The following is a 25272-nucleotide window of genomic DNA, read 5'->3' on the forward strand; positions in this document are numbered from 1 at the left end:
ACTTTCACAATGAGGGGCGAGATCGAAGGTTCCCGACTTTTCCGCCGGTCTGTTCGACTTTTTCCACCTGTATAAAGGTGACTTCTTACTGACGTGGCAGGCCGATATATGCCCTCCGCGGCGACGACCTTCAGCTGCGCCGGGTCAGCGGGCCTTCGCTACCCGATCGAACGCCATCAACCTTTCCAGAAGTGCCGGCATGTCCTTCAGCGGCACCATGTTCGGTCCGTCGGACGAGGTCGAATTATCCGGATCCTGGTGGGTCTCGATGAAGACGCCGGCAACGCCGACAGCGACAGCCGCGCGGGCCAAGGTCTCGACAAAGCGGCGTTCGCCGCCGGAGGAACCACCCTGCCCGCCCGGCTGCTGGACCGAATGGGTGGCGTCGAAAATCACAGGCGCGCCGATGTCGGCCATAATGGGCAGGGCCCGCATGTCCGAGACAAGCGTGTTGTAGCCGAACGAGGCGCCGCGCTCGGTGGTCAAGACATTGGGGTTGCCGGAGCCGGTGATCTTGGCCACCACGTTCTTCATGTCCCAGGGCGCGAGGAACTGTCCCTTCTTGACGTTGATCACCTTGCCCGTCCTTGCGGCGGCAACCAGCATGTCGGTCTGGCGCGACAGGAAGGCCGGGATCTGCAGCACGTCGACATGCGGCGCAACGATGGCGCACTGTTCCTCGGTGTGGACGTCGGTCAGTACCGGCAAGGAGAATTCCTTGCGCAACTCGTCGAAGACCGGGAGCGCCGCTTCCATGCCGGCACCGCGTGTAGCCGACAGGGAGGTGCGGTTAGCCTTGTCGTAGCTGGTCTTGTAGACGAGGCCGATGCCCAACCTGCCTGTCAATTCCTTCAGCGCGCCGGCCATGTCGAAGGCATGCTGGCGTGATTCGAACTGGCAGGGGCCGGCAATCAGCGACAGCGGTGCTGCGTTGTCGAAGACGACATTGCCGACGGTTACCGATGAATTGGGCGCCAAGGCGTTGCTCATTGTATCTCCCGAAAGATGAAGGCGGCGCCCTGCCCGGATGTCGGCTGCACGACGATATCACTGCCCGACATATCGTATCTGATGGAATTGGCTGCAAGCAGACCTGCCGCCACAGCGGCACGCCGAACCGAAAAGACGACTGCCGCGAAGCGGAGTTGCGTCGGCTTACCGGCGGGCACGCCAAAGCGTGCCGTGAAAGAGGCCGGGTCGAGTACAGCCAAGATAGCGTTAGGTAGACGAAAAATGGAGGCGCGCGCGTCAGCCGTCGGATCGTTTACTGCCACGGAAATCAGCCGGCGCTGCTCGGCGGGCTCGTCGCTGATCGCCACGATCTCGACAATTCCCGTGGCACCGTTGGCATGAGCCTGCAGCGCTGTGCGGTCCACTTCCGGCGCGTTGACGCGCTGGCAGGCGAACAGGAACGCATCGGTTGAACCCCCGGTCGACGCGAAGGCCAGTTTGAATGACGCCATGTCGCTTTTGCCGGCAGCGTCGGTGAACGCCCGCGAAAAGCCCAGCATGTCCCCGCCCGACAGGCTCGCATCGACAAAGCGTGCATGGTCCGCATCGGCGTCGTCCGTGGTCAGGACCACGGCGGAAAAACCTTCATTGCCATTGCGGTCACGATAGAGCCGGTCGCGCGCGACGAAGACATTGCCCTGGCCGGCGGCCTTTATCGCGGCCTGATCATCGCCTACAGCCAGCGGTTCCAGATAGGTGCCGTCCGCGAGGAAGACGCAGCAATTTTCCGTGCCGAATGGATGGATGCCTGTCGGCGCGACGATGAAGCCGAGGGCCGTTAGCCGCGCCCGCGCCACATCCAGGCTCGAGGTCGGCAGCACGAGGTGATCGAGCGGATGAGTGCCTGTGGGTGGTGTTTGGATCATGCCAGCGCGGTGTGCATCATTGCGCAAAAGGGTTCAAGGGCGCTCGAATCAGCTTCCGGCCACCACATCGGCGGAATAACGCAGTTCGCGCAATGGCTTGACCCTGCTGGTGGTCTGCGCATAGAGCGGATGCGCCTTGTAGGCGGCCAATGCGGCGGCATCCGTGAATTCGGCATAGACGACCACGTCGATCTCATCCGACAGCGGATCGACCTTGGTGTTCAGCGTCACCTCGAACAGGCTGGAATGGGGAATGCCGCCGAGCGCCAGCAGCCCAGAGCGCACTGCCTCCACATCCTCGCCACGCCGCGCGCTGAAGAAAACGATATGCCGGATCAACCCCGCCTCCTCGATCAAAAATCCGGGGTCTTTTGTGACGACGAAACCGTCAGGTCAACCGTTCAGGGTGCCGCGCGTCCTTGCGACGCGCCCGGGATGCATGAGACCTGAACGGGACTAGACCTTGCCGGTGACGTAACGCACCACGTGAGAGACATTCCTCACCGTCATATCGAGGTACCGGCCCTGGTTGTAGAGACCGTCCCAGATCAGGAAAAACGCAACGGCGGCGATGACGATGACATAACGCATGGCTAATCTATCGCATAAGCCCGGCTGTGCTCATAGACGTTCCGCCAGGCAAAGATGGGATCCGTGTCGACCCTCGTACGGTATGTGAGCTCTCGGCACCTGGAACTGCCAAATCAATGCCGGCGCGCCTTCGATCTCGTCGCCGGCGACTGGCCGGACATGATCCAGAAATGGCCCGCGTCCCAATTGCGAATGGCGGTCAGAGAAGGATGCGGTATTTCGCAAATCCTGCCTCGCCGGCGCCCGCCGGCTCGATTTTCAATGACTTCACTTCGGCGATGAGGTCCTTCGCCTTGGGCCCTGTCTCGAACACGACGCTGGTTCCGGGCAGCGGCGCGAACGACCAGTTGCCGTCCGCCGACGGGTTGATGGTGCCCTGCTTGACGATGTAGCGAACGATGACGTCGCGGTTGGTGTCTGGCGCTTCGTAGATAATTTTGGAAGCGTCGATGTCAGGAAAATTGCCGCCGCCTCCGGCCCGGTAGTTGTTCGTTGCAACGACAAATTTCTGATTGGGATCAATCGGTTTGCCGTCGAACATCAGGCCGACGATGCGATTGGCACTAGCATTGGCCAGCCCACCCTTGGGATCGTATTTCGGCGGCTGCGACAGATCTATTCTGTAGGTGACGCCGTCGATAACGTCGAAATTGTAGGACGGAAAGTCGGTGTTGATGAGCGCCTGGTCGGCCTTGCCAGGTTCGATCCGGTTGAAGATGCCGGCCGACATTTCCAGCCATTCCTTGACCTGCGCTCCGGTGATCTCAACGGCCCGCACGGTGTTGGGATAAAGGTAGAGGTCGGCGACGTTCTTGATGGCGATGTCGCCTGCCGGCACATCGGTGTAGTAGTCGGCGCCGTTGCGCCCGCCGGCCTTGAAGGGGGCTGCCGCCGACAGCAGCGGCACGTCCTTCCATTGTGTGTTTTTCAGGATGTCCTGGAGGTACCAGGTCTGCGCCTGGCTGACGACCTGAACCGACGGATCGTCGGCGACCAGCGCGAAATAGGAATAGAGCGGCGCTGCGGTCTTGCCGACGGGACGACGCACATAGGCGAGCGTTGCCTGGTGGTCCTGCTCAAGCGCGGCGATGATGCGGTTGTCGTCCGCGACAGTCGGCTTGTTCTTGTTGTCGACACGTTCGAAGATCGGCCGCGCTTCCGAGGTGGCGGACACGATCTTCCATTTCGAGCCGTCGCGCTCCAGCATCAGGTCGATCAGGCCCATATGCGAGCCCCAGAAGCCGCCCATGACGGCCGGCTTGCCCTGCAGCGTACCCTTTTGCGCATCGACGCCTTCGAGCGCCTGAAAATCCTTCTTGCCAGGGAACACCAGATGCTGGTGACCCGTGAACACCGCGTCGATGCCTTCGACGCCGGCGACAAAGAACGATGCGTTCTCCATCATATCGCCCTGCTTGACGTCGATGCCAGAATGCGAGAGCGCGATGATAATGTCGGCGCCCTCTTCCTTCATCTGCGGCACCCAGGCCTTGGCGGCCTCGACAATGTCGCGCGTTCTGACATTACCTTCGAGGTTCTTGAGATCCCAGACCATGATCTGCGGCGGCACGAAGCCGATGATGCCAATCCTGATCGGTTGCTCGGTGCCTGAACCGTCGCTGATCTTCTTGTGGAGGATGACGTAGGGCTTGAGGTAGAGCTTGTCGTCGCGCGGGTTCGCGGCAAGCTCGGTGCCGCGGATCAGGTTGGCGCAGACGAAGGGGAAATTGGCGGCGGCCAGAACCTTGTCCATGAAGGACAGGCCGTAGTTGAATTCGTGGTTGCCCAACGTCGAGCACTCGTAGCCGAGCAGGTTCATGCCTTTCATGATCGGATGCAGGTCACCGTCCTTCATGCCCTTTTCATAGGCGATGTAGTCGCCCATCGGATTGCCCTGCAGCAGGTCGCCATTGTCGATCAGCATCGAATTAACGGCTTGCTTGCGCACCGCGTCGATCAGGGAGGCCGTGCGCGACAGTCCCATCGTGTCATTCGCTTTGTCGGCGTAATAGTCATAGGGCAGCACATTCACATGGATGTCGGTGGTCTCCATGATCCGGAGATGCGCCTGGTTGGTCTGGGCGCGGGCGGAGAAAGGGTGAAGCGCAATTAGCGCGCCCGTGGCGGCGGCGCCCGCGAGGAGACCGCGGCGGGAGACGGAATGGAGCGGCTGCGACATGTTTTCTCCTTTTCGACGACACGAAAGACCCTGCCCGAAGCGAACTTCGCGCTGAAACCTATTCGAGTCCATTCAAGAAGTTGCGCGCGTCGGAGCTGTCAGTCGATCAGCAACAGATGACGCGCGGATGAACGGTCGCAAGCGCGGAAGATCAGCCCTTGTCGTCGTCGCCCTGCGTGATCAGGCGGGCGCTGCGTTGGCCCGTGACGTAGATCCATAGCCAGCTCAGCGACACCGCGAGCCGGTTGCGGAAGCCGATCAGGAAATAGATGTGCGCCAGTCCCCACAGCCACCAGGCCGGCCAGCCGGTCAGCCTGATCCAGCCGAAATCGATCGCCGCGGCGCGCTTGCCGATCGTGGCCAGGTCCCCGGCATGCTTGTAGTGGAACGGCCGTACGCTCGTATCGCCGGCAAGCCTGGCCTTGATGGTCGCGGCAACATGGCGGCCCTCCTGCTTGGCGGAAGGCGCCACGCCGGGAACGGGCCGTCCATCGGGCCGCAGCACGAGAGCGGCGTCGCCGATGACGAAAATCTCGGGGCTGCCCGGCACGGTGAGATCGGGTTCAACCAGCACCCTTCCCGCCCGGTCGGCGGCGGCGCCCAGCCATTCGGCTGCCGGCGAAGCGGCAACGCCCGCCGCCCACAATATGGTCCTCGCCGGCAGATGCGTGTCGCCGAAGACGACGCCCTCGGCGTCGCAGCGCGTGACCGCCCGGCCGAGTTCGATCGTCACGCCGAGCCGCTTCAACGCCTTTCCGGCATAATCGGACAGTTTCGGCGCAAAATTGGCCAGTATGCGGTCGCCAGCCTCGATCAGCACCACACGCGTCTCGCGCGTGTCGATGTTGCGGAATTCGCCGCGCAGTGTGTCGTGCGCCAGTTCGGCAATGGTGCCGGCAAGTTCGACACCGGTCGGACCACCGCCGACGATCGCAATCGTCAGCAGCGCCTGGCGCCTGGCAGGATCGGTTTCCCGCTCGGCCTGCTCGAAGGCGAGCAGAATGCGCCGTCGAATGGTGGTGGCGTCCTCCAGCGTCTTCAGCCCTGGCGCGAACGGCTCCCATTCGTCGTGGCCGAAATAGGCGTGTCGGGCGCCGGTGGCGAGCACCAGCGTGTCGTAGGCGACGGTGCTGCCGTCATCGAGCAGCACGCGTTTTCCGGCTCGGTCGATGCCGGTGACATTGGCGAGCAGCGTCGTCACGTCCTTGCGCTTGCGCAGCAGGTGGCGGATCGGCCAGGCGACCTCCGAGGTCGCCAGCGCTGTCGTTGCGACCTGGTAGAGCAGCGGCTGGAAAAGATGGTGATTGCGTTTGTCGATCATGGTGATGCGCACGGGCGCACCGGCGAGAGCGCGGGTGAATTCGAGGCCGCCGAACCCCGCCCCTACGACGACGACATGGTGATTGGCTTGATCCATCGCATTCACCCTGACCAGCAATATCGCATGCCTTTGATGTAGGAGCTTTTGTGCAATGCAACAACACGAAGGCCGTGCCCGAGACTCGTCGTTCCATGTCGTGAATGCACATGTCGCATCCCCCCGCCGGGTATAGCGTTATGGAAAACAGCGATGAGGTGAGCATGGCCAACGATCACGACGACCAGGGTCCGGCGCAATATTCCTCGCCGCCATGCTTCATGCACGAACTCGATCCCGCGTTTCACGCGCCGATATCCGATTGGACCGACGTCAGACGATGGCGCAAGGCCGAACGGGAACGCCTGATCGCGGCGCGTCTCGCGGTTTCCGCCGATGCGCGAACGGCGATGTCGCAGAGCATCGCCGGAGCCCTCGACGCGGCGATCGGCGATATTGCCGGCCGCATGGTCAGCCTCTATTGGCCGTTTCGCGGCGAGCCGGACCTGCGGCCATGGATGGCCGCCATCAATGAACGAGGCGGGCGCACCGCGCTGCCCGTCGTCATCGAAAAGGCACAGCCGCTGATCTTCCGGGCCTATGTTCCGGGCGACCGGCTGGAGAAGGGCGTGTGGAACATTCCGATTCCGGCCGAGGGCGAACCGGTCTTGCCCGACATCGTCATCTCACCGATCGTCGGCATCGATTCCGGCAATTATCGCCTGGGCTATGGCGGCGGGTTCTACGACCGAACGCTGGCGGCGATGCCGTTCAAGCCGCTGGTCATCGGCGTCGGCTACGAATTGCAGCGAATCGCCACCATCTACCCGCAGCCGCACGATATCCCGATGGACCGGATCGTGACGGAGGCTGCCAAGGCGTAGACGGCTGAAGGCATGGAAGGCTGAGAATGCTCAGGCCATTTCGGGCTTCAGGCCCATCGCCGTCCGGTCGACGATTTCGCGCAGGGCAAAAGACGAATTGATCTTCGTCACATGCGGCATCGCCGACAGCCATTCCTTGTGGATGCGTTCGTAGTCGGCAAGGTCCTTGGCAGCGATTCTGAGAATGTAGTCGTACTCGCCCGACATCAGATGGCAGGACAGCACGTTCGGGCAGCGCTTGATCGCAGCCTCGAAATCCGACAGCGTCTTCTCGAACTGGCCCGACAGCGATATGTGCACGATCGCCGTCATCTGGTGACCAAGTGCTGCATTGGAAAGCCGGGCATGATAGCCGCGGATGGTTCCGGATTTCTCCAGATTGTCGAGCCGGCGCGAACAGGCCGACTGCGACAGGCCGACCCTTTCGGCAAGGGCGGCGTTCGGCATCCTGCCATCCTTCTGCAAGGTCTCCAGAATGGCGATATCAATCCTGTCGAGTGGCATTCTTCGTGATTCCTGCGAATTTTTGCGCATTCTACGCAACAATTATCGAATAGCGAACCCTCCTGCAAGTGCATTCGCAAACACTTACGCAACGATTCGTGGTTGACTGCGTCAATACAGGGAACGAGCCCCGAAGGGCCGTGTCAGGAGAAAAGAAAATGCGCGTCGGCTGCCCCCGGGAAATCAAGAATCATGAATATCGCGTCGGACTTACGCCCGGCTCGGTCCGCGAATATGTCGCCCACGGACATGAGGTGCTGGTCGAGACCGGCGCCGGGGCCGGCATCGGAGCCGACGACAACGCCTATCGCGCTGCCGGCGCCACCATCGCCAAGACGGCGGCCGATGTGTTCGCCAAGTCGGATATGATCGTCAAGGTCAAGGAGCCGCAGCCTAACGAATGGGCCCAACTGCGCGATGGCCAGATCCTCTACACCTATCTTCACCTTGCTCCGGATCCGGAACAGACCAAGGGCCTGCTCGCTTCGGGCGTTACCGCCATCGCCTATGAAACGGTGACCGACGACCGGGGCGGCCTGCCGTTGCTGGCGCCGATGTCGGAAGTCGCCGGCCGCCTGTCGATCCAGGCCGGCGCCACGGCGCTGCAGAAGGCCAATGGCGGCCGCGGCGTGCTGCTCGGCGGCGTGCCCGGCGTGCTGCCCGGCAAGGTCACCGTGCTCGGCGGCGGCGTCGTCGGCCTGCACGCAGCCAGGATGGCGGCTGGCCTGGGCGCCGACGTCACCATCATCGACCGCTCGATCCCGCGCCTGCGCCAGCTCGATGACCTCTTTGCCGGCCGCGTCCATACCCGCTACTCGACCGTGGAGGCTCTGGAAGAAGAGTGCTTTTCCGCCGACATCGTTGTCGGCGCCGTGCTGATCCCGGGTGCTGCGGCGCCGAAGCTGGTCTCGCGCGAAATGCTTTCGGGCATGAAGAAGGGGTCGGTGCTGGTCGACGTTGCCATCGACCAGGGCGGCTGCTTCGAGACCTCGCACGCGACCACACATGCCGAGCCGACCTACGAGGTCGACGGCGTCATCCACTATTGCGTCGCCAACATGCCGGGCGCCGTGCCGGTCACCTCAGCACATGCACTCAACAACGCGACTCTGCACTATGGCCTTCAGCTCGCTGACAAGGGCCTGAAGGCGCTGGTCGACGACCATCATCTGCGCAATGGACTCAACGTCCACAGAGGCAAGATCACCAACCGTGCGGTCGCCGAAGCGCTCGGCTACGAACTGGTCGAACCGAAGGCGGTTCTCGCGGCCTGATTCTCCTGAGAGGATACCTGCCTCCCGTCAGCCCGCCGGTCATTCCCGGCGGGTTTTTTCTTTCCGGATTGGCGGCTGTCAGGCCTGCACCCGGCTCGGACTTAAAACATGTGCCGCAACCTGCGTCTCGGCGCCAATTGCAAGTTTAACTGAGCCCTCCAGGCAAATAGTCGAAGCCCATATGCTTCTTTGCGCAGAAAATTTCTGTGGAAGGTTCAGGCAAACAAAAAAGCGGAGCCAAGGCCCCGCTTCCTCGATGTCGAGATTTGCCGCCGGTTCATCCGCGGTCGACAAATCGATCGACGGCTACCCGTGTACCGCAATGGTATGACAGGAGTACGACAGCGCTCCGCTATCGCACCGCCACATGCGCCCGTCAGACACGTTCGATCCGGCACTGGAAGCAATTGTTGCGCGCCGAGCGGACATGCACGTAGGCAATCTCGTCGCGTTCCAAGAGAGCCTCGGCGCGCGCGGCGATCGCATCGGTCGCAATGACGCCACCGCTGCCATAGACGATGCGGTCATCCCTGCCGTAGCCGCGCACTATATAGTCCGGGCCTTCGAGAATTTCGGGAAGTGCCTGAGATTCCGCGGCGCGCTCGCATTCCTGCGCGTGAAGGAAGATCGGTCCGGTCTCGGCATAGGGCTGAAGTTTGGGGAATGGCCGGTAGGCCAGGATGAGATAGTCGTCTCCGTCGGCGATGTTCTTCAGGCAATGCCGGCATGGCATGCCGTCGCCGTCGGAGACCTTACGCTCGGGCGTGTTTCCATAGGCATCGGGCCCGCCGCGCTGAAGCGCTCGTACATCTTGTGTCGGCAAGGCTTTGAACTGGATGGTCATGGCGAAAATCTCCGATGTCGTTGATCGGAAATTATGCGCATCAGCCCGCGCCTCCCACCCGATTCCTGACAATCATTGGCCCTTGGTCGGCTTGTTCCAGCCGACCAAGGCAAGGCGAACTTCACCGGATTGTCGGAACTCCCTCAGCGAATGAAGTCGTCAAAGCGACGGAGGGTGACCCGCCGGTTCCGCCAGTTTTCGTTCTGCGTCTGCACCAGCAGGAATTCCTCGCCATAACCGACCGTCTCCAAAGCATAGGCCGGCACGCCGAACTCGCGCACCAGCGTGCGCTTCAGCGAGGCGGCGCGCTGTTCCGACAGGATCCGGTTCGATTGGAAGGAGCCGACGGCGTCGGTATGGCCCTCGATGAGGACGCGCGCCCCGGGGTTGCGGCGCAGGATACGCTGCAACGCATCGGCGATAGTGTCGATCTTGTCGTATTGCGAGCTGGAGATCGCGGCCGAGCCGAAAGCGAAATTGATCGACTGGATATCGATCGACCGGGCCATGCGGCGCAGGTCCGGCCGGCGCTTGAACTCACGGATGGTGACGCGCTCGTTCGGGCGCAGCTTCACGCGGGGTGCCGCCTCGAGCTTTCGTTCGATGGTTGCGGCCGAAGGCGTTGTCGCCTGCGCGGCGGCGAGACCGGGCATTGCGATTGCCGCGATCAGCGCGGCGGCAAGGGTACGGCGGGTCAGCATGTCTTTTCTCCTTCGGCCCGTATTATGTGCGGGCAAGATGGCAGAGACAGGCTGAAGCGCGGATGAACGAGAGGTTCAGCTTTTGTGAGGGCGTCGCTATGGCCGCATGACGCTGGCCGAGCGCTCGGCGAAGGGCAGAGGGTGAACGGTCTCCTTCTTCTGCGCCACCGGCGCGAAGCCGAGCTTCTGGTAGAGCGGCAAGGCAGCAGGATGGTCGAGCGTGCAGGTCTGCACCGTCACCCGCTTCGGTCCATACGACCAAGCCGCGGCGATCGCCGATCCCAGGAACCAGCGGCCGATGCCTTGCCCGGTGGCGTGTTCCATCATGCCGAAATAGGCGAGCTCGACTTCTTCCGGCAGATGCGGCTTGAGGTCGAAAAAACCGGCGGGTGCGCCATCGAGATAGAGCACCCTGATGTCGCGATCCTCGCGGTGGATGCCGGCCGAAAGCTCGTCGTCATCCAGCCTCAGCACATTGACCCAGTGCCATTTACGCCCCACCCGATCCATCAGGTACCGGTAGAAATGCAGCGGAATGTCTTTAGTTTTCAGGAGTGCGACCTGGCGGTTGTAGGGCATGGGCGGCGACACGGCCGGTGGCGCATGCATCTCGAGGAACGTCACCGTGACTTCGATGTCCTTCAGCTCGCCGTTTTCCATCGTCATTCCTTGCCTGTCACGACTGGTGTATCGGAGAGACCGCCCCATTCGGTCCATGAGCCGTCGTAAAGCCTGTTGTCGGTATGGCCAAGCGTTTCCAACGCAAGCGTGATCACCGCCGCCGTAACGCCGGAGCCGCAGGAAGTGACGATAGGCTTCGACAGATCGAGGCCGGCGTCCTCGACCACCTTGCGCAACCGCTCCTTCGGCAGAAGCACGCCGTTTTCCGACAGCGCCGAATAAGGCAAGTTGCGCGCGCCCGGCATATGGCCGGAACGGACGCCCGCACGCGGCTCCGGCTCCGCGCCGGTGAAGCGTCCTGCCCCGCGTGCATCGGCAATCTGGCTTTCCCGGGTTTCGACGATGCGGCGCATCTCGGCAAGGCTGGCGACCCGGCCGGCGTCGAAATCGGCGTGGAACACGCTGGGCGCGATTTTGGTCGGTTCGGCCGTCACCGGCCGGCCGGCCGCTTTCCAGCCATCGAAACCACCGTCAAGGATATACGTCTGGAAGACGCCCATCACCCGGAACATCCACCATGCCCGAGGTGCCGAGAATAAGCCCGCGCCGTCATAGACGATGATCGTGTCATCTGCCGAAACGCCCATCGCGCCGACATACTGCGCGAAATGCTGCGGCGACGGCAGCGTATGCGGCAGCGCGGCGTCCGGATCGGAGACCGCGTCCTGATCCAGGAAGCGGGCGCCCGGAATGTGCCCAGCGTCATACTCGGCGCGCGCGTCGCGGTTTTGCGCCGGAAGATACCAGGATGCATCGACAATCGTCAGGCCAGGCTGGCCCAAACGCTCCTGCAACCAGTCAGCGTCGACGGTGAAAGGACTGTCTTCAGCCATTGTGGTTCTCCTGCCGCCATTGACCAGACGTTGTCTTGCCTTGCCGCATGATCTTGTCCGAAAACATCGTAGCTTTCGAGATCATGTTTGGGGCATCGGTCCAAACCGGATGCGGAAGCGCCGGTTTTCACGCCCCTTCTTCTCAATCTTGCCGATATGGATTTCGCCGATCTCGCCGGTGCTTTTGACATGGGTGCCACCACAGGGCTGACTGTCCACCGAAGCATTCTCGCCGATGCAGACCAGCCGGATTTTGCCGGTACCTAGCGGCGGACGGACATTCTTGGACTTCACCAGACCCGGATTGGCGGCCAGTTCCTCGTCGCTGATCAGCCTGGTAAAGATCGGATGATCGGCCCGCACCAGGCCCATCAGGCCAGCCGTCACGTCTTCCTTGCTGAAGCTGGCGTCGGGAATGTCGAAATCGACACGGCTGTCGTCTTCCGAAACCGCCGCGCCGGTGATCGGAAACGGGCAGACGACGGTGAGCAAATGGCAAGCGGCATGCATGCGCATCAAGAGATGACGTCGCTCCCAGTCGATTGCGAGCTTCAGGCGCTCGCCGACCGCAGGCGCGGCTTGTTCCGGCGCCGGCACGTGGATGATCTCGTCCTTTGTTTCCCCGGTGATGGTAGCGGCCAGGACGATGCGGCTGCCATCGGCGCGCTGGAGATGGCCGCTATCGCCCGGCTGCCCGCCCGAGGTGGCATAGAAGATGGTGCGGTCCAGAACGATGCCGCCGCGCTCGTTGACGGCGACCACCACGGCATCGGCCGTCCTGAGATAGGCGTCGTCGCGAAACAGCGCTTCGGTCTTGTGCGCCATCACACGACCTTTTCAAACGGCACGGAAATATCTGATTTCTCTTCCATCCAGCCGGGCACCGGCAGCTTCTTTTCGCGCAGGAATTCGGGATTGAACAGTTTCGATTGGTAGCGTGTGCCGTAGTCGCAAAGAATGGTCACGATGGTATGGCCGGGGCCGAGTTCACGCGCCAGTCGGATCGCGCCCGCTATGTTGATGCCGGTCGAACCGCCGACGCAAAGGCCTTCCTCCTGGACCAGGTCGAAGACGATCGGCAACGCATCCTCATCACGAATTTGGAACGAGAAGTCGGGCGTGAACCCATCGAGGTTGGCGGTGATGCGTCCCTGCCCGATGCCTTCGGTGATCGAACTGCCCTCGGATTTCAGCTCACCGCTGGTATAGAAACTGTAGAGCGCAGCGCCCAGCGGATCGGCGAGAGCGATCTTTACGTCCTTGCTTTTCGCCTTCAGTCCGAAAGCGACGCCGGCCAGCGTTCCGCCCGAGCCGACCGCCGAGACGAAGCCGTCGACCTTGCCGCCGGTCTGGCTCCAGATCTCCTGCGCCGTGGTGCGGATGTGCCCGTCGCGGTTGGCGACATTGTCGAACTGGTTGGCCCAGATAGCGCCGTTCGGCTCCGAACGCGCCATTTGCTCAGCCAGCCGCCCCGACAATTTCACGTAATTGTTGGGGTTCTTGTACGGCACGGCCGGAACCTCGATCAGCTCGGCGCCGAGCAGCTTGATCGTGTCCTTCTTCTCCTGGCTCTGCGTTTCGGGAATGACGATGACGGTGCGGTAGCCGAGCGCCTTGGCGACCAGCGTCAGCCCGATGCCCGTATTGCCGGCCGTGCCCTCGACAATGACGCCGCCCGGCCTGAGCAGCCCACGCTCTTCGGCATCGCGGATGATGAACAGGCCGGCGCGGTCCTTGACCGACTGTCCTGGATTCATGAATTCGGCCTTGCCCAGGATCTCGCAGCCGGTTTCTTCCGAAGCCCTGTTGAGGCGGATCAATGGCGTGTTGCCGATAGCGTCGATCACGGAGCGGGGCATTCGGGAGTCCTTGTGTAGCTGCGCGAAACCCTAGAAACCCGAAGCTTCGGTTTCAAGGCAAGAATTTGCCTGGTCCAGTCGCATTTTCCGTACTGCATTTGCGCCGGCGTCACCTTGGTGCCGGGCCTATCCGCGTTGTTCATTTGCGGCCGGCGTCGAAAACCGCTCTTTTCATTCGATTTCTTCGCGGTTAGAGCAAAAGCCAAGAACAATTCGACGGGGGCGCAGCATGACACTCTATCGGGCCGACCCGAAGCATGGCGTCGCCTGGGTCACGGGAGGCAGCAGCGGCATCGGCCGTTCGCTGGCCAGGGACCTTGCGTCCCAGGGCTATGCGGTGGCCGTAACGGCACCCGATGGCGATCCCATCGACACGCTGATTGTCGAGACCGCGCAGATGCCAGGCAAGGTCAAGGCTTTTCCCTGCGACGTGACCGACGAGCCGCGCATGGCAAGAACCGTCGCTGCAATCGAGAACGAGCTTGGCCCCATCGTGCTCGCCGTCTTAAACGCGGGCAACTACATTTCCACGCCTGGCGAGGCTCTCGTCGTCAGCGATTTTCGCCGGTCTTTCGAGGTCAACTATTTCGGCATCATCAACGGGCTTGTGCCGGTCGTCGAACGCATGCGCGTGCGGGCGCGCGGTCATATTGTGCTGGTCGGCTCGGTCACCGCTTATTTCGGCTGGCCGACGACCGCCGCTTATGGCGGCACCAAAGCGGCGATCAACATCTTGGCCGAATCGCTGAAATACGATTTCGACAAGATGAACGTGCGCGTCCAGGTCATGAACCCGGGCTTCATAGACACACCGCTGACCGAGAAGAACATGCTGCCCATGCCGGGACTGATGCCCGTCAGCCGAGCGACGCGGCGCATGGTGCGGGGTATCAAATCCGGCGGCTTCGAGGTCACGTTCCCGCGCCGGACGAGCTGGCCCCTGAAGCTGCTCAGCCTGTTGCCGAGACCGGTGTACCGAGGCGTGATCAGCCTCATGACGAGCTGGAAGGCACGGCCGCTGAATTACGACCGCAAGCCGCCGAGCGAATAGAAGCCAGCGGATCGGCGGCTTCATCGCCGGGCCCGTCGTTGCCTGTTCCCCGCCACCGCCGTAGGTTTGTTGTTGTTGCGTTTGGAGTCTGCGATGGGGCGACGAATCGTGCTTGCTGTGCTGGGGTTAGTCGCCATCCTCGCACTGGCCTTCGTGCTCGGCCCGCGGGTTCCCGTCGACACCACGATCCGCTTCGATCCATCCGCAATCGGCGACGATCCGCAGGCCTATGTGGCCAGGACGGAAGCGGCGATATCCGGCATCCGTGACGGGCTGGAGAAAGAGATCATCTGGGCCAATCCGATGGTGCATGCCAGGACACGGCTGTCCATCGTCTATATCCACGGCTTTTCGGCGTCGAAGGGCGAGCTCCGCCCGCTGCCCGACGAGGTTGCCGACCAACTCGACGCCAATCTGTTCTTCACCCGCCTCACCGGCCACGGGCAGGATGGCGCGGCCATGACGCAAGGCAGCCTCAATGCCTGGATCAACGACTATGAGGAGGCGCTCGCGATCGGCCGGGCCATCGGCGACAAGGTGATCGTCATCTCCACCTCGACCGGCGGCTCGCTGGCGGCCTGGGCGGCAACACAACCGGGTGCTTCGGACGGCGTGGCGGCGATCGCGTTCATCTCACCGAATTTCGGCGTCAAGGCGTCCGGCGCCGGGATCTGACCATGCGATGGGGCAAACAAATCGCCGAACTCGTCGCCGGCAAGGAGCGCAGCTTCATGCCGCGCAACGCACTGCACGAGAAATTCTGGACCACCAGCTATCCCCTTGCCGCGACGCTGCCAATGCAGGCGCTGACGGAACTTGCCTATGGCGCGCCGGTGGAGAAAGCGAAGGTCCCTGCCCTCTTCATCTTTTCGGATTCGGACAGCGTGGTGCGGCCTGACCGCACGCGTGAAATCGCCGGGCGTTGGGGCGCGCCGCACGAGATGGTTCCGGTCGACGATACCGGCGATCCCGACAACCACGTCATCGCCGGCGACGCCCTGTCGCCATCGACCACGACCTTCCTTGCACAAAGAATTGCCGTTTGGATCGAGGCGGTGGTGAAATAGCCAGATTTTCCAGACAGAAAGGGCGACCGCAGGATCGTCGCGGTCGCCCTTTCTTGTCGCTGGTTGGTCCAGCCGGGCACTGCCCGGCCAATGCGAAGCGGCCTGCCTACGCGGCCCGCGCCGCGGGCCGCTTGCCGCCGAAGCGGCGTTTATTGTTGCCCTTGAAGGGCTTGGCGCCTTCCGGTTTGCGGTCGCCAGCGAAGGCCGGCTTGTCACCGAAGCGCTTCTTGCCGGAGCCGTTGCTCTGGCCGCCTGGCCGCCTGCCGTCGCGACGGCCATTGCGGTCGTTTCGGTCATTGGCAGGCTCGTAGCGCTCGTTCTTCTCAGCCGGGTTGCGCTGCGGATCGGGGCTGCCGAGATGGTCGGCGACAACAGGCAGCTTGGCGCGGATGATGCGTTCGACCTGGCGCAGCTTGCTGTTCTCGGACGGATCGCAGAGCGTAATCGCAATGCCGTCCCGGCCGTTGCGGCCGGTGCGGCCGATGCGGTGGACATAGCTCTCCGCCTCATCAGGCAGGTCGAAATTCACGACATGACTGATGCCGGGCACGTCGATGCCGCGCGCGGCGATGTCGGTGGCCACCAGAATGCGCACCGAACCCTCGCGGAAATCGTTCAGTGCCTTCTGCCGCGCATTCTGCGACTTGTTGCCGTGGATGACAGCGGCCTTGAAGCCGTCTCGCTCGAGGTCCTTGGTTACCCGGTCGGCGCCGTGCTTGGTGCGCGAAAAGATGATGACGGACTTCATCGCCTCGTCGGCGAGCATCGTCGACAGCACTTGGCGCTTCTGCTTGGTGCGGGCAAGGACGACGCTCTGCACGATCTCGGCCGCCGCCGTGCTTTGCGGCGCGACTTCGACACGGATCGGGTTCTTCAGCAGGCCTTTCGCCAGTTCGGCGATTTCATTGGGCATAGTCGCGGAGAACAGCACCGTCTGACGGTCCGGCGCGGTCGCCTTGGCGATGCGCTTGACGTCATTGATGAAGCCCATGTCGAGCATGCGGTCGCCCTCGTCGAGCACCAGCCATTTGGTGTCGGCAAGCATGAGGTCGCCTTCGCGCACCAGATCGGTCAACCGGCCGGGCGTGGCGATCAGGATGTCGACACCGGGCGCAACCTTCTTCACCTGGCTGAAGCGCGAGACGCCGCCCAGCACGAGCGCCGTCGAGACATGCGCGCCCTTGGCGAGGATCTTGATGGTGTCCTCGATCTGCACGGCGAGTTCGCGAGTCGGCGCCAGGATCAGCGCGCGTGCCGTCTTCGGCCGGCGCTTGGTGCCGAGCGCAATGATCTTCGACAGGATCGGCAGCGCGAAGGCCGCGGTTTTGCCGGAGCCGGTCTGGGCGATGCCGAAAATGTCACGGCCTTCCATCTGCGGCGGGATCGCCTGAGTCTGGATCGGCTTCGGATCGGTGAAGCCGGCGGCATGGGTGGCCTTGAGCAGCGCACCCGTGATTCCCAGTGCTGCGAAACCGGAGAGTTCTCCAGTGTCCATACCGGGCAAAGTATTTTCGTTGGTCAAAATATTCTTCTTTCACGCGGCCTCTGGCCGCAAACATCAATGGCGGCAGGGCGCAACCTGCCGTCGAATCAATTGTCATGGAACGACAAGGCGGCGGACGTGTTCGTCCGCGCGGCTGCGCTGTCGTGCCCGCAGGCATCATGCCACGGGGCTTTTTCGCCACCTTGCTAACCAATCGGGGCCGATCAGCAGGAAAGAGGGAAAACAGACGCAACCAGTCTCATTCGAGGAGAAGGCCGGATCGGTCCGGCCCAAGCGCCTATGCCGTGCATATGGCTGAGTTCGCTCTGAAATGCAAGGGCATCATGTTGCAGCGCAACAAAACGCCTCGAAAAAGCGACGCTTGCGCTCACCTGCGGGCATCATTACCACAAAGCAGCCCGCGCAGGAGATCGAGAATGAAGGACGTGCTGAAGGAACTCGAGCGTCGTCGCGAGATCGCCCGCATGGGCGGCGGTCAGGCTCGCATCGACGCGCAGCACAAGAAGGGCAAGCTCACCGCCCGCGAACGCATCGAGGTGTTTCTCGACGAGGGTTCGTTCGAGGAGTTCGACATGTATGTCGAGCACCGTTCGACCGACTTCGGCATGGAAAAGACCAAGATCGCCGGCGATGGCGTTGTCACCGGCTGGGGCACCGTCAACGGCCGTCCCGTCTACCTTTTCGCCAAGGATTTTACCGTGTTCGGTGGCTCGCTGTCGGAAGCGCATGCCGAAAAGGTCATCAAGGTGCAGGAGATGGCGCTGCGCAACCGCGCGCCGATCATCGGCCTCTACGATGCTGGCGGTGCCCGCATCCAGGAAGGCGTGGCTGCACTCGGCGGCTACGCCGAGATCTTTCAGCGCAATGTGCTGGCGTCGGGCGTCATTCCGCAGATTTCCGTGATCATGGGGCCTTGCGCTGGCGGCGACGTCTATTCGCCGGCCATGACCGACTTCATCTTCATGGTGCGCGACACCTCCTACATGTTCGTCACTGGACCGGACGTGGTGAAGACCGTCACCAACGAGACGGTGACCGCCGAGAGCCTCGGCGGCGCTTCCGTTCACACGACGAAATCCTCGATCGCCGACGGCGCCTATGACAACGACGTCGAAGCACTGCTGCAGATGCGCCGGCTGGTCGATTTGCTGCCGGCCTCGAACACATCGGAGATTCCCGAGATTGAATGCTACCAGTCGGTCACCGATCACGATCTGTCGCTCGACCGGCTGATCCCCGACAACGCCAACAAGCCTTACGATATCAAGGAGCTGATCCTGAAAGTCGCCGACGAGGGTGATTTCTTCGAGATCCAGCAAAGTTTCGCCAAGAACATCGTCACCGGCTTCGGACGTATTGAAGGCCGCACGGTCGGCTTCGTCGCCAACCAGCCCATGGTGCTGGCCGGCGTGCTCGATTCCGACGCCAGCCGCAAGGCGGCGCGCTTCGTGCGCTTCTGCGACTGTTTTTCGATTCCGATCGTCACCTTCGTCGACGTTCCGGGCTTCCTGCCGGGCACGGCGCAGGAATATGGCGGGCTGATCAAGCACGGCGCCAAACTGCTCTTCGCCTATGCCGAGGCGACCGTGCCGAAGATCACCGTCATCACCAGGAAGGCCTATGGCGGCGCCTATGACGTGATGGCTTCGAAACACCTGCGTGGCGATATGAACTATGCCTGGCCGACGGCGCAGATCGCCGTGATGGGCGCCAGGGGCGCGGTCGAGATCATCTATCGCAAGGACATCGGAGACGCCGAAAAGATCGCTGCCCATACAAAGACTTACGAAGACCGCTTCCTGTCACCCTTCGTCGCCGCCGAGCGCGGCTATGTCGACGAGGTGATCATGCCGCATTCGACCCGCCGCCGCATTGCCCGCGCGCTGCGGATGCTGCGCAACAAGGACATGCAGAACCCCTGGAAAAAGCACGACAACATTCCGCTGTGAGCTGAATGTCGAGCCGGTCAGCGCGCGCCGCGAGCCGCCACCAGTTCGTGCAACGCCGGCACCAGCGCCAGCGGCAAGTCCTCGGCGATCAGCCCCGGCCCGAACCGGCTGCCGGCCTCGGCATGGATCCACACCGCCGCGCACGCCGCCTCGAAGGCCGGCATGCCTTGCGCCAGGAAGCCGGCCACGAGGCCCGATAACACATCGCCCGAGCCGGCGGTTGCCAACCACGGCGCACCATTGGAGTTTATCGCAGCCCTGCCATCGGGAGCAGCGATTACGGTGTCGGCGCCCTTATAGACGATCACGGCATTGGCACGGGTGGCGGCCATACGAGCCCTGCCCAACTTGGACGAAACGGCGCCACCCGCGATGTCAGCAAACAGCCTGGCGAACTCGCCTTCATGCGGCGTCATCACCAGCGACGGCGCGCCCGGCTGGCGCGAGGCTTCGAACAGGGCATCCGGCTTCTCGCGAAACGAGGTGATCGCGTCGGCGTCGAACACCAGACCATCGACCGAGGCGGAAACGTTCCGCTGCTGGCCAGCGGCAAGCAGCGTGAGAGCAAAATTCCGCGTTCTTTCACCGACACCGAAGCCAGGGCCCAGCACAAGAGCGGAGGGCCGGCGTTCGCCGATGAAGGCGTCGATGTCGGCGCTGTCATTTGCTTTGCGCAGCATGATCGAGGTCAGATACGCGGCATTCACCTGCATGGCGTTCGCCGGGGATAGGACCGTCACCGCTCCTGCCCCGATACGGGCCGCGGCAAGCGCCGCAAGCCGCGCCGCGCCGGTGGCATTCGGGCCACCGGAAAAGACGCCGACATGGCCGCGCTTGTACTTGTGCGTATCGACACCCGGAATCGGAAAAACGTCGAGCCAAAGCGCCGGCGTGTTCTCGAACGCCTGGGGTCGAATCCGCGCAATGACACCGTCGGTGATGCCGATATCGGCCAGCACGACCTCCCCGCACAGCTTGCGCCCGGGGAGCAGAAGATGGCCAGGCTTTTTGCGTGCGAAGGTGACGGTGACCCCAGCGCGAAAAGCCTGGCCGAGCACTTGGCCGCTGCCTCCGGAAACGCCTGATGGCAGATCGACCGCGACGACCGGCAAGGCCAGGCTTGCCACAATGCCAACCGTTCTCGCCGCTTCACCGGACAGCGGTTTGGACAGCCCTGCTCCGTAAAGAGCGTCGACGACGACAGCGCCGGCTTCGGCCGCGAAATTCGCCAGCGGCCGAGGTTTGACCGGGCATTCACCGGCGGCGAGCGCGGCATCGCTGCCCGGCTTCGGCGTGCCCGACGCCCACACCACCGTGTCGACACCAGCGGTTGCCAGGCAGCGGGCCACGACATAGCCATCGCCGCCATTGTTGCCGGGACCGCAAAGCACATGGACCCGCTTCGCCGCCGGATAGCGCCTGAAAATTTCGGCCGCGACGGCTTCGCCTGCACGGCGCATCAGGCCGATGCCGTCGATTGCGCCGGCGGCAATCGTCAACCGATCCGCCTCGCTCATCTCCTCGGGAGAAAGAAGTTCGTTGCTCATGGATTGCCGATCCGCATTCGATCAAGCATTGTCCAGTTTTCGGCTCGACGCAAACGCAGAGGAGTTGGCGCGGTCCCAGCCAAGCTGAGCAATGCCTACCAAATAAACAATACGCCTAAATATCGGGCAGACATAAACACCGACGCCGCGTAGGTTTGCAGCCATCCGTCGCGCGCTGGATGCAGTGAACGATGCGAATTTGCATCTTCGTGCGGCATGGTTCTGGAATCGAATGACACCGCTTGAAATCCCGCCAATTGGCACAATTCGTGCTTGATGGAGGCGCAAGCGGGGGCTCACAACCCGTTTTTTTGGCAGTGGAGGCCACTTTTTACATGAAAAAGATCGAAGCGATCATCAAGCCATTCAAGCTGGACGAAGTGAAGGAAGCGCTTCAGGAGGCCGGACTGCAAGGCATCACCGTGACGGAGGCCAAGGGTTTTGGACGCCAGAAGGGCCACACCGAGCTTTATCGCGGCGCCGAATATGTCGTCGACTTCCTGCCCAAGGTGAAGATCGAAGTCGTGCTCGGCGACGATGCGGTCGAAGGCGCCATCGAAGCCATCCGCAAGGCGGCCCAGACCGGGCGCATCGGCGACGGCAAGATCTTCGTCTCCAACATCGAGGAAGTCGTGCGCATCCGCACCGGCGAAACCGGCATGGATGCCGTCTGACGCCTCGCCCATCTTCCGAAACGTCATTATTAAAAAACGTCACACAGGGATACATGACATGACGACAGCCAAAGACATCATGAAGCAGATCAAGGACAACGATGTGAAATTCGTTGACCTGCGCTTCACCGACCCGAAGGGCAAGCTGCAGCACGTGACGATGGATGTCATCGAGGTCGAGGAAGACATGTTCGCCGATGGCGTGATGTTCGATGGTTCTTCGATCGCCGGCTGGAAGGCGATCAACGAGTCCGACATGGTGCTGATGCCCGATCCTGAAACGGTCCATATGGATCCGTTTTTCGCTCAGTCGACCATGGTCATCCTGTGCGACATCCTCGATCCGGTTTCGGGCGAATCCTATAACCGCGACCCGCGCGGCACTGCCAAGAAGGCCGAGGCCTACATGAAGTCGGAAGGCATCGGCGACACCATCTATGTCGGCCCGGAAGCCGAGTTCTTCGTCTTCGATGACGTCAAGTACAAAGCCGATCCCTACAACACCGGCTTCAGGCTCGATTCCACCGAACTGCCGTCCAATGACGACACCGACTACGAAACCGGCAATCTCGGCCACCGTCCGCGCGTCAAGGGCGGTTATTTCCCGGTGCCGCCGATCGATTCGGCGCAGGACATGCGCTCCGAGATGCTGACCGTGCTCGCCGAGATGGGCGTGCGGGTCGAGAAGCATCACCACGAAGTGGCCGCGGCCCAGCACGAACTCGGCATCAAGTTCGACACGCTGGTCCGCAACGCCGACAAGATGCTGATCTACAAATATGTCGTGCATCAGGTCGCCAATGCCTACGGCAAGACCGCCACCTTCATGCCGAAGCCGATCTTCGGCGACAACGGCTCGGGTATGCATGTCCACCAGTCGATCTGGAAAGGCGGCAAGCCGACCTTCGCCGGCAACGAGTATGCCGGTCTCTCGGAAAGCTGCCTGTTCTATATCGGCGGCATCATCAAGCACGCCAAGGCTATCAACGCCTTCACCAACCCCCTGACCAACTCCTACAAGCGTCTGGTGCCGGGCTACGAGGCGCCGGTGCTGCTCGCCTATTCGGCGCGCAACCGCTCGGCGTCCTGCCGTATCCCGTTCGGCTCGTCGCCAAAGTCGAAGCGCGTCGAGGTCCGCTTCCCCGATCCGGGTGCGAACCCCTATCTCGCCTTTGCCGCCATGCTGATGGCCGGCCTCGACGGGATCAAGAACAAGATTCATCCCGGCCAGCCGATGGACAAGGATCTCTACGATTTGCCGCCGAAGGAGCTGAAGAAGATCCCGACCGTCTGCGGCTCGCTGCGTGAAGCGCTCCAGAGCCTCGACAAGGACCGCGGCTTCCTGAAGGCCGGCGGCGTCTTCGACGACGACCAGATCGACAGCTACATCGAGTTGAAGATGGCCGAGGTGATGCGCTTCGAAATGACACCGCATCCCGTCGAATATGACATGTACTATTCGGTCTGATTTTTGATCTCCCTGGACCCGGCGCAACCCGGATCCAGCGGCTTCAATTCAGCCTGCAAATGCGGGGCCGGAAGATGAACCTCTTCCGGCCCCTTTGTTTGCACACATCGAGGCTTCCATTCAGCCAAATCCGCGGACACCGACGCGTTCGATCGGATGCTGCCCGATCCAGCGACTGGAAAGGCGCACCGGCTGCTGAGGTTCCGTCGGCTGGTCACGTCACACGTGTCGATTGCGCTGAGGCACAGACCGGCTTGAGCCAGCCAAGCTGGGCGGCCAGGCGATCCGGCATGCGCTTTTTGCAAGTAAAGGGATAAGCCAGGAGCGAGCGGCACACTGCCTCAGGCTGCAATGCCCGCTCGTCCGGCGCCCCCGCCAATGCTGTCGTTCAAGAAACCCCGCCCCGTTCGAACAGCACCGCTTGGCGTATCCCCCAATGCCTGCGAATACGCATGTTGCGCCGCAGCCTGTCAATGTCGCCTGCCGGGCGTCGAGACGGTCGATTTTGGTGTATGAACAGGGGCTTATGAAAGGATCGGTCGACAGGCATTCTTGCCGGAATGGCCGGATTTCCGGGCTTTTTCGAGGATTTCGAAGCCTGCGGCCCGGCGCCAAGGTATGCTTTCGTCAGCCCAAAGCCGCCTTGTCGGGATGGGTTTGAGCCGCCCTTTTTAACCTGACTTTTTTTGGGGGAATTTGCTTTGCCAAGCCAGGAGCCAGGAAGACGAGGAGCGGAGAACGGAAACAGCGGCATGCGATAGTGCCCGCCATCGTCACACGAAAAAGCCCCGGCAACTCCCGCCGGGGCTCGCGTCATGGTTGTCGGGATCTTGAGGCCCGACGTGAAATATCAAGCAGCGGCCGAAACCGATGCGCCGGTCGAAACCTGCGAGATCGTCTTCAGGACCTGGGAAGCGATCTGGTAGGGGTCGCCCTGCGAGTTCGGGCGGCGGTCTTCCAGATAACCCTTGTAGTCATTCTTGACGAACGAATGCGGCACGCGGATCGAGGCGCCGCGGTCGGCGATACCATAGCTGAACTTGTTCCAGGGCGCCGTCTCGTGCTTGCCGGTCAGACGCTTGTCGTTGTCCGGGCCGTACACGGCGATATGGTCCATCAGGTTCTTTTCGAACTGCGCCATCAGGGCCTCGAAATAACCCTTGCCGCCGACTTCGCGCATATATTTGGTCGAGAAGTTGCAATGCATGCCCGAGCCGTTCCAATCGGTGTCGCCGAGCGGCTTGCAGTGGAACTCGATATCTATGCCGTACTTTTCGGTGAGGCGCTGGAGCAGGTAGCGGGCCATCCACATCTGATCGGCGGCCTTCTTGGAGCCCTTGCCGAAAATCTGGAATTCCCACTGGCCTTTGGCCACTTCGGCGTTGATGCCTTCATGGTTGATACCCGCGGCAAGGCAGAGGTCGAGATGCTCTTCGACGATCTGGCGCGCGATGCTGCCGACGTTCGAATAGCCGACGCCGGTGTAGTACGGGCCCTGCGGGGCGGGATAACCGCTCTCGGGGAAACCGAGCGGACGGCCATCCTTGTAGAAGAAGTACTCCTGCTCGAAACCGAACCAGGCATCCTCGTCGTCGAGAATGGTCGCGCGGCTGTTGGACACGTGCGGCGTGACGCCATCGGGCATCATGACTTCGCACATGACGAGAACGCCGTTGGTGCGGGCCGGATCGGGATAAAGCGCGACCGGCTTCAACACGCAATCGGAGCTTCGGCCCTCGGCCTGCATGGTGGACGAGCCGTCGAAGCCCCACAGCGGCAGCTGGTCGAGCTTCGGGAACTCGGCATAATCCTTGATCTGGGTCTTGCCGCGAAGATTGGGGGCCGGGGTGTATCCGTCGAGCCAGATATACTCGAGCTTGTATTTGGTCATTCTAGAGCCTCTCGTTGTGCTTGACCACCGCACGCGGTGTCGACGCATGGCCGGAGCAAGCCGACCTGCCGACTGGTAAAAAGCAATTCATATGCCACTCTGGCATCGACCGGTGCGACAAAATGGTCGTAAGATTCCCGTGAATTCGCTGCACCGCCCCAGCAATGCGCCGGGATCGATCAGACGCAGAGATTGCGCAAATAATAGGCAATAACTGATCTTTTCATAAGCATATTGCCTAAATGAATCGCAGAACCTATTTTGAGGAAAAGCTGAATCAACTGACCCTCGGAGAAGAAAGGAGACCGCCAATGGAAGTCACCCTCGCCCGTCCGTCGGCAAAGATCCTGATGTTCCCGCTTGCAGGCCGCGTATCTGCCTCAAATTTAGGCGCGAAGGCCAAGTTCGCGGCAGAGCTTGCCTCGCTGCGTAACACGCATGCCGATTTCGATGGCTGGTATCACGAGGCCGCTGTCGAGGAAGAAAACCAGCAGCCGAAGAGCTGAACGCATCTTCAGCCTCGATATGAAAACCCGG

The 25272-nt window shown here is 62.1% G+C and carries 23 protein-coding genes and 1 pseudogene; 8 read left to right on the forward strand and 16 right to left on the reverse strand.

Annotated features, from left to right (window positions below):
• Positions 1 to 144: 144 nt before the first annotated feature.
• From kdsA to FJ972_RS18370, 6 genes are all read right to left on the reverse strand, one after another.
• Positions 145 to 990, reverse strand: a complete 846-nt coding sequence (gene kdsA, locus FJ972_RS18350; RefSeq protein WP_140525506.1) for a 3-deoxy-8-phosphooctulonate synthase — start codon at positions 988 to 990, stop codon at positions 145 to 147.
• Complete coding sequence (locus FJ972_RS18355; protein ID WP_140525534.1) at positions 987 to 1877, reverse strand: VOC family protein; 891 nt, start codon at positions 1875 to 1877, stop codon at positions 987 to 989. Before FJ972_RS18355 ends, kdsA begins: the two co-directional genes overlap by 4 nt.
• Positions 1878 to 1925: 48 nt before the next feature.
• Complete coding sequence (locus tag FJ972_RS18360) at positions 1926 to 2216, reverse strand: Dabb family protein (RefSeq protein ID WP_140501335.1); 291 nt, start codon at positions 2214 to 2216, stop codon at positions 1926 to 1928.
• 117 nt (positions 2217 to 2333) lie between these two features.
• Positions 2334 to 2468, reverse strand: coding sequence for a hypothetical protein (locus tag FJ972_RS30185; protein WP_263483007.1), 135 nt, complete (start codon positions 2466 to 2468; stop codon positions 2334 to 2336).
• A 199-nt stretch (positions 2469 to 2667) separates the two neighbouring features.
• Complete coding sequence (locus FJ972_RS18365; RefSeq protein ID WP_140525507.1) at positions 2668 to 4647, reverse strand: bifunctional 2',3'-cyclic-nucleotide 2'-phosphodiesterase/3'-nucleotidase; 1980 nt, start codon at positions 4645 to 4647, stop codon at positions 2668 to 2670.
• A 151-nt stretch (positions 4648 to 4798) separates the two neighbouring features.
• Positions 4799 to 6064, reverse strand: a complete 1266-nt coding sequence (locus FJ972_RS18370; RefSeq protein ID WP_140525508.1) for an NAD(P)/FAD-dependent oxidoreductase — start codon at positions 6062 to 6064, stop codon at positions 4799 to 4801.
• Between the two features lie 164 nt (positions 6065 to 6228).
• On the opposite strand from FJ972_RS18370, the gene FJ972_RS18375 reads away from it, so the two are divergent.
• Entirely contained in the window at positions 6229 to 6888 is a 660-nt protein-coding gene (locus FJ972_RS18375; RefSeq protein ID WP_140501329.1) for a 5-formyltetrahydrofolate cyclo-ligase, read from the forward strand.
• A gap of 30 nt (positions 6889 to 6918) precedes the next feature.
• Here the strand turns inward: FJ972_RS18375 and FJ972_RS18380 are convergent, their stop codons facing one another.
• Positions 6919 to 7392: an Lrp/AsnC family transcriptional regulator gene (locus FJ972_RS18380; protein WP_140501327.1), complete on the reverse strand. Its 474-nt coding sequence runs from the start codon at positions 7390 to 7392 to the stop codon at positions 6919 to 6921.
• Between the two features lie 158 nt (positions 7393 to 7550).
• Here FJ972_RS18380 and ald point away from each other — a divergent pair, with 158 nt between their 5' ends.
• A complete protein-coding gene (ald, locus tag FJ972_RS18385; protein WP_140501325.1) occupies positions 7551 to 8666 on the forward strand; it encodes an alanine dehydrogenase in 1116 nt (371 codons plus the stop codon).
• Between the two features lie 376 nt (positions 8667 to 9042).
• Here the strand turns inward: ald and FJ972_RS18390 are convergent, their stop codons facing one another.
• From FJ972_RS18390 to FJ972_RS18415, 6 genes are all read right to left on the reverse strand, one after another.
• A complete protein-coding gene (locus tag FJ972_RS18390; RefSeq protein ID WP_140525509.1) occupies positions 9043 to 9510 on the reverse strand; it encodes a DUF1203 domain-containing protein in 468 nt (155 codons plus the stop codon).
• Positions 9511 to 9653: 143 nt separating this feature from the next.
• A complete protein-coding gene (locus FJ972_RS18395) occupies positions 9654 to 10211 on the reverse strand; it encodes an OmpA family protein (protein WP_140501321.1) in 558 nt (185 codons plus the stop codon).
• Positions 10212 to 10307: 96 nt separating this feature from the next.
• Complete coding sequence (locus FJ972_RS18400; RefSeq protein WP_140501320.1) at positions 10308 to 10871, reverse strand: GNAT family N-acetyltransferase; 564 nt, start codon at positions 10869 to 10871, stop codon at positions 10308 to 10310.
• 2 nt (positions 10872 to 10873) lie between these two features.
• Entirely contained in the window at positions 10874 to 11725 is an 852-nt protein-coding gene (gene sseA / locus FJ972_RS18405) for a 3-mercaptopyruvate sulfurtransferase (RefSeq protein ID WP_140525510.1), read from the reverse strand.
• Between the two features lie 81 nt (positions 11726 to 11806).
• Positions 11807 to 12550: an alanyl-tRNA editing protein gene (locus FJ972_RS18410; RefSeq protein ID WP_140515436.1), complete on the reverse strand. Its 744-nt coding sequence runs from the start codon at positions 12548 to 12550 to the stop codon at positions 11807 to 11809.
• Positions 12550 to 13584 (reverse strand): cysteine synthase A, encoded by a 1035-nt coding sequence (locus FJ972_RS18415; protein ID WP_140501314.1) that lies wholly within the window; start codon positions 13582 to 13584, stop codon positions 12550 to 12552. The genes FJ972_RS18410 and FJ972_RS18415 overlap by 1 nt, the downstream gene beginning before the upstream one ends.
• 229 nt (positions 13585 to 13813) lie before the next feature.
• Between FJ972_RS18415 and FJ972_RS18420 the strand changes: the two genes are divergently transcribed.
• The gene (locus tag FJ972_RS18420) at positions 13814 to 14635 is read left to right on the forward strand and encodes an SDR family oxidoreductase (RefSeq protein ID WP_140501312.1); all 822 of its coding nucleotides are present in this window, start codon (positions 13814 to 13816) and stop codon (positions 14633 to 14635) included.
• 93 nt (positions 14636 to 14728) lie between these two features.
• Positions 14729 to 15702, forward strand: a pseudogene (locus tag FJ972_RS18425) (alpha/beta hydrolase).
• 106 nt (positions 15703 to 15808) lie between these two features.
• Here FJ972_RS18425 and FJ972_RS18430 read toward each other — a convergent pair.
• Positions 15809 to 17224 carry a DEAD/DEAH box helicase gene (locus FJ972_RS18430; protein WP_140525511.1) on the reverse strand — a complete coding sequence of 472 codons (1416 nt, stop codon included), beginning with the start codon at positions 17222 to 17224 and terminating at the stop codon, positions 15809 to 15811.
• A gap of 398 nt (positions 17225 to 17622) precedes the next feature.
• Here FJ972_RS18430 and FJ972_RS18435 point away from each other — a divergent pair, with 398 nt between their 5' ends.
• Positions 17623 to 19155, forward strand: a complete 1533-nt coding sequence (locus FJ972_RS18435) for an acyl-CoA carboxylase subunit beta (protein ID WP_140501306.1) — start codon at positions 17623 to 17625, stop codon at positions 19153 to 19155.
• A 17-nt stretch (positions 19156 to 19172) separates the two neighbouring features.
• On the opposite strand, the gene FJ972_RS18440 is transcribed toward FJ972_RS18435, so the two are convergent.
• The gene (locus tag FJ972_RS18440) at positions 19173 to 20702 is read right to left on the reverse strand and encodes an NAD(P)H-hydrate dehydratase (protein WP_140525512.1); all 1530 of its coding nucleotides are present in this window, start codon (positions 20700 to 20702) and stop codon (positions 19173 to 19175) included.
• Positions 20703 to 21037: 335 nt separating this feature from the next.
• Between FJ972_RS18440 and FJ972_RS18445 the strand changes: the two genes are divergently transcribed.
• Positions 21038 to 21376: a P-II family nitrogen regulator gene (locus FJ972_RS18445; protein WP_006205430.1), complete on the forward strand. Its 339-nt coding sequence runs from the start codon at positions 21038 to 21040 to the stop codon at positions 21374 to 21376.
• A gap of 58 nt (positions 21377 to 21434) precedes the next feature.
• On the forward strand, positions 21435 to 22844 hold the full coding sequence (glnA, locus tag FJ972_RS18450) for a type I glutamate--ammonia ligase (protein ID WP_140527990.1): 1410 nt from the start codon (positions 21435 to 21437) through the stop codon (positions 22842 to 22844).
• Positions 22845 to 23694: 850 nt separating this feature from the next.
• Here the strand turns inward: glnA and FJ972_RS18455 are convergent.
• Positions 23695 to 24735 carry a glutamine synthetase beta-grasp domain-containing protein gene (locus FJ972_RS18455; RefSeq protein WP_140501300.1) on the reverse strand — a complete coding sequence of 347 codons (1041 nt, stop codon included), beginning with the start codon at positions 24733 to 24735 and terminating at the stop codon, positions 23695 to 23697.
• A 311-nt stretch (positions 24736 to 25046) separates the two neighbouring features.
• Here FJ972_RS18455 and FJ972_RS18460 point away from each other — a divergent pair, with 311 nt between their 5' ends.
• Complete coding sequence (locus FJ972_RS18460) at positions 25047 to 25241, forward strand: DUF2735 domain-containing protein (protein ID WP_140501298.1); 195 nt, start codon at positions 25047 to 25049, stop codon at positions 25239 to 25241.
• Positions 25242 to 25272 lie beyond the last annotated feature (31 nt).

The sequence above is a fragment of the Mesorhizobium sp. B2-1-1 genome (assembly GCF_006442975.2).
Taxonomy (GTDB): domain Bacteria; phylum Pseudomonadota; class Alphaproteobacteria; order Rhizobiales; family Rhizobiaceae; genus Mesorhizobium.

Bases quoted from the DNA above. Each gene is read 5' to 3' on its own strand.
- FJ972_RS18380 (WP_140501327.1), bottom strand. From the start codon at position 7,392: ATGCCACTCGACAGGATTGATATCGCCATTCTGGAGACCTTGCAGAAG.
- FJ972_RS18355 (WP_140525534.1), bottom strand. From the start codon at position 1,877: ATGATCCAAACACCACCCACAGGCACTCATCCGCTCGATCACCTCGTG.
- sseA (WP_140525510.1), bottom strand. From the start codon at position 11,725: ATGGCTGAAGACAGTCCTTTCACCGTCGACGCTGACTGGTTGCAGGAG.
- FJ972_RS18395 (WP_140501321.1), bottom strand. From the start codon at position 10,211: ATGCTGACCCGCCGTACCCTTGCCGCCGCGCTGATCGCGGCAATCGCA.
- ald (WP_140501325.1), top strand. From the start codon at position 7,551: ATGCGCGTCGGCTGCCCCCGGGAAATCAAGAATCATGAATATCGCGTC.
- FJ972_RS18420 (WP_140501312.1), top strand. From the start codon at position 13,814: ATGACACTCTATCGGGCCGACCCGAAGCATGGCGTCGCCTGGGTCACG.
- FJ972_RS18455 (WP_140501300.1), bottom strand. From the start codon at position 24,735: ATGACCAAATACAAGCTCGAGTATATCTGGCTCGACGGATACACCCCG.
- FJ972_RS18410 (WP_140515436.1), bottom strand. From the start codon at position 12,550: ATGGCGCACAAGACCGAAGCGCTGTTTCGCGACGACGCCTATCTCAGG.
- FJ972_RS18370 (WP_140525508.1), bottom strand. From the start codon at position 6,064: ATGGATCAAGCCAATCACCATGTCGTCGTCGTAGGGGCGGGGTTCGGC.
- glnA (WP_140527990.1), top strand. From the start codon at position 21,435: ATGACGACAGCCAAAGACATCATGAAGCAGATCAAGGACAACGATGTG.
- FJ972_RS18415 (WP_140501314.1), bottom strand. From the start codon at position 13,584: ATGCCCCGCTCCGTGATCGACGCTATCGGCAACACGCCATTGATCCGC.
- FJ972_RS18445 (WP_006205430.1), top strand. From the start codon at position 21,038: ATGAAAAAGATCGAAGCGATCATCAAGCCATTCAAGCTGGACGAAGTG.
- FJ972_RS18365 (WP_140525507.1), bottom strand. From the start codon at position 4,647: ATGTCGCAGCCGCTCCATTCCGTCTCCCGCCGCGGTCTCCTCGCGGGC.
- FJ972_RS30185 (WP_263483007.1), bottom strand. From the start codon at position 2,468: ATGCGTTATGTCATCGTCATCGCCGCCGTTGCGTTTTTCCTGATCTGG.
- FJ972_RS18375 (WP_140501329.1), top strand. From the start codon at position 6,229: ATGGCCAACGATCACGACGACCAGGGTCCGGCGCAATATTCCTCGCCG.
- FJ972_RS18460 (WP_140501298.1), top strand. From the start codon at position 25,047: ATGGAAGTCACCCTCGCCCGTCCGTCGGCAAAGATCCTGATGTTCCCG.
- FJ972_RS18400 (WP_140501320.1), bottom strand. From the start codon at position 10,871: ATGGAAAACGGCGAGCTGAAGGACATCGAAGTCACGGTGACGTTCCTC.
- FJ972_RS18440 (WP_140525512.1), bottom strand. From the start codon at position 20,702: ATGAGCAACGAACTTCTTTCTCCCGAGGAGATGAGCGAGGCGGATCGG.
- kdsA (WP_140525506.1), bottom strand. From the start codon at position 990: ATGAGCAACGCCTTGGCGCCCAATTCATCGGTAACCGTCGGCAATGTC.
- FJ972_RS18435 (WP_140501306.1), top strand. From the start codon at position 17,623: ATGAAGGACGTGCTGAAGGAACTCGAGCGTCGTCGCGAGATCGCCCGC.
- FJ972_RS18390 (WP_140525509.1), bottom strand. From the start codon at position 9,510: ATGACCATCCAGTTCAAAGCCTTGCCGACACAAGATGTACGAGCGCTT.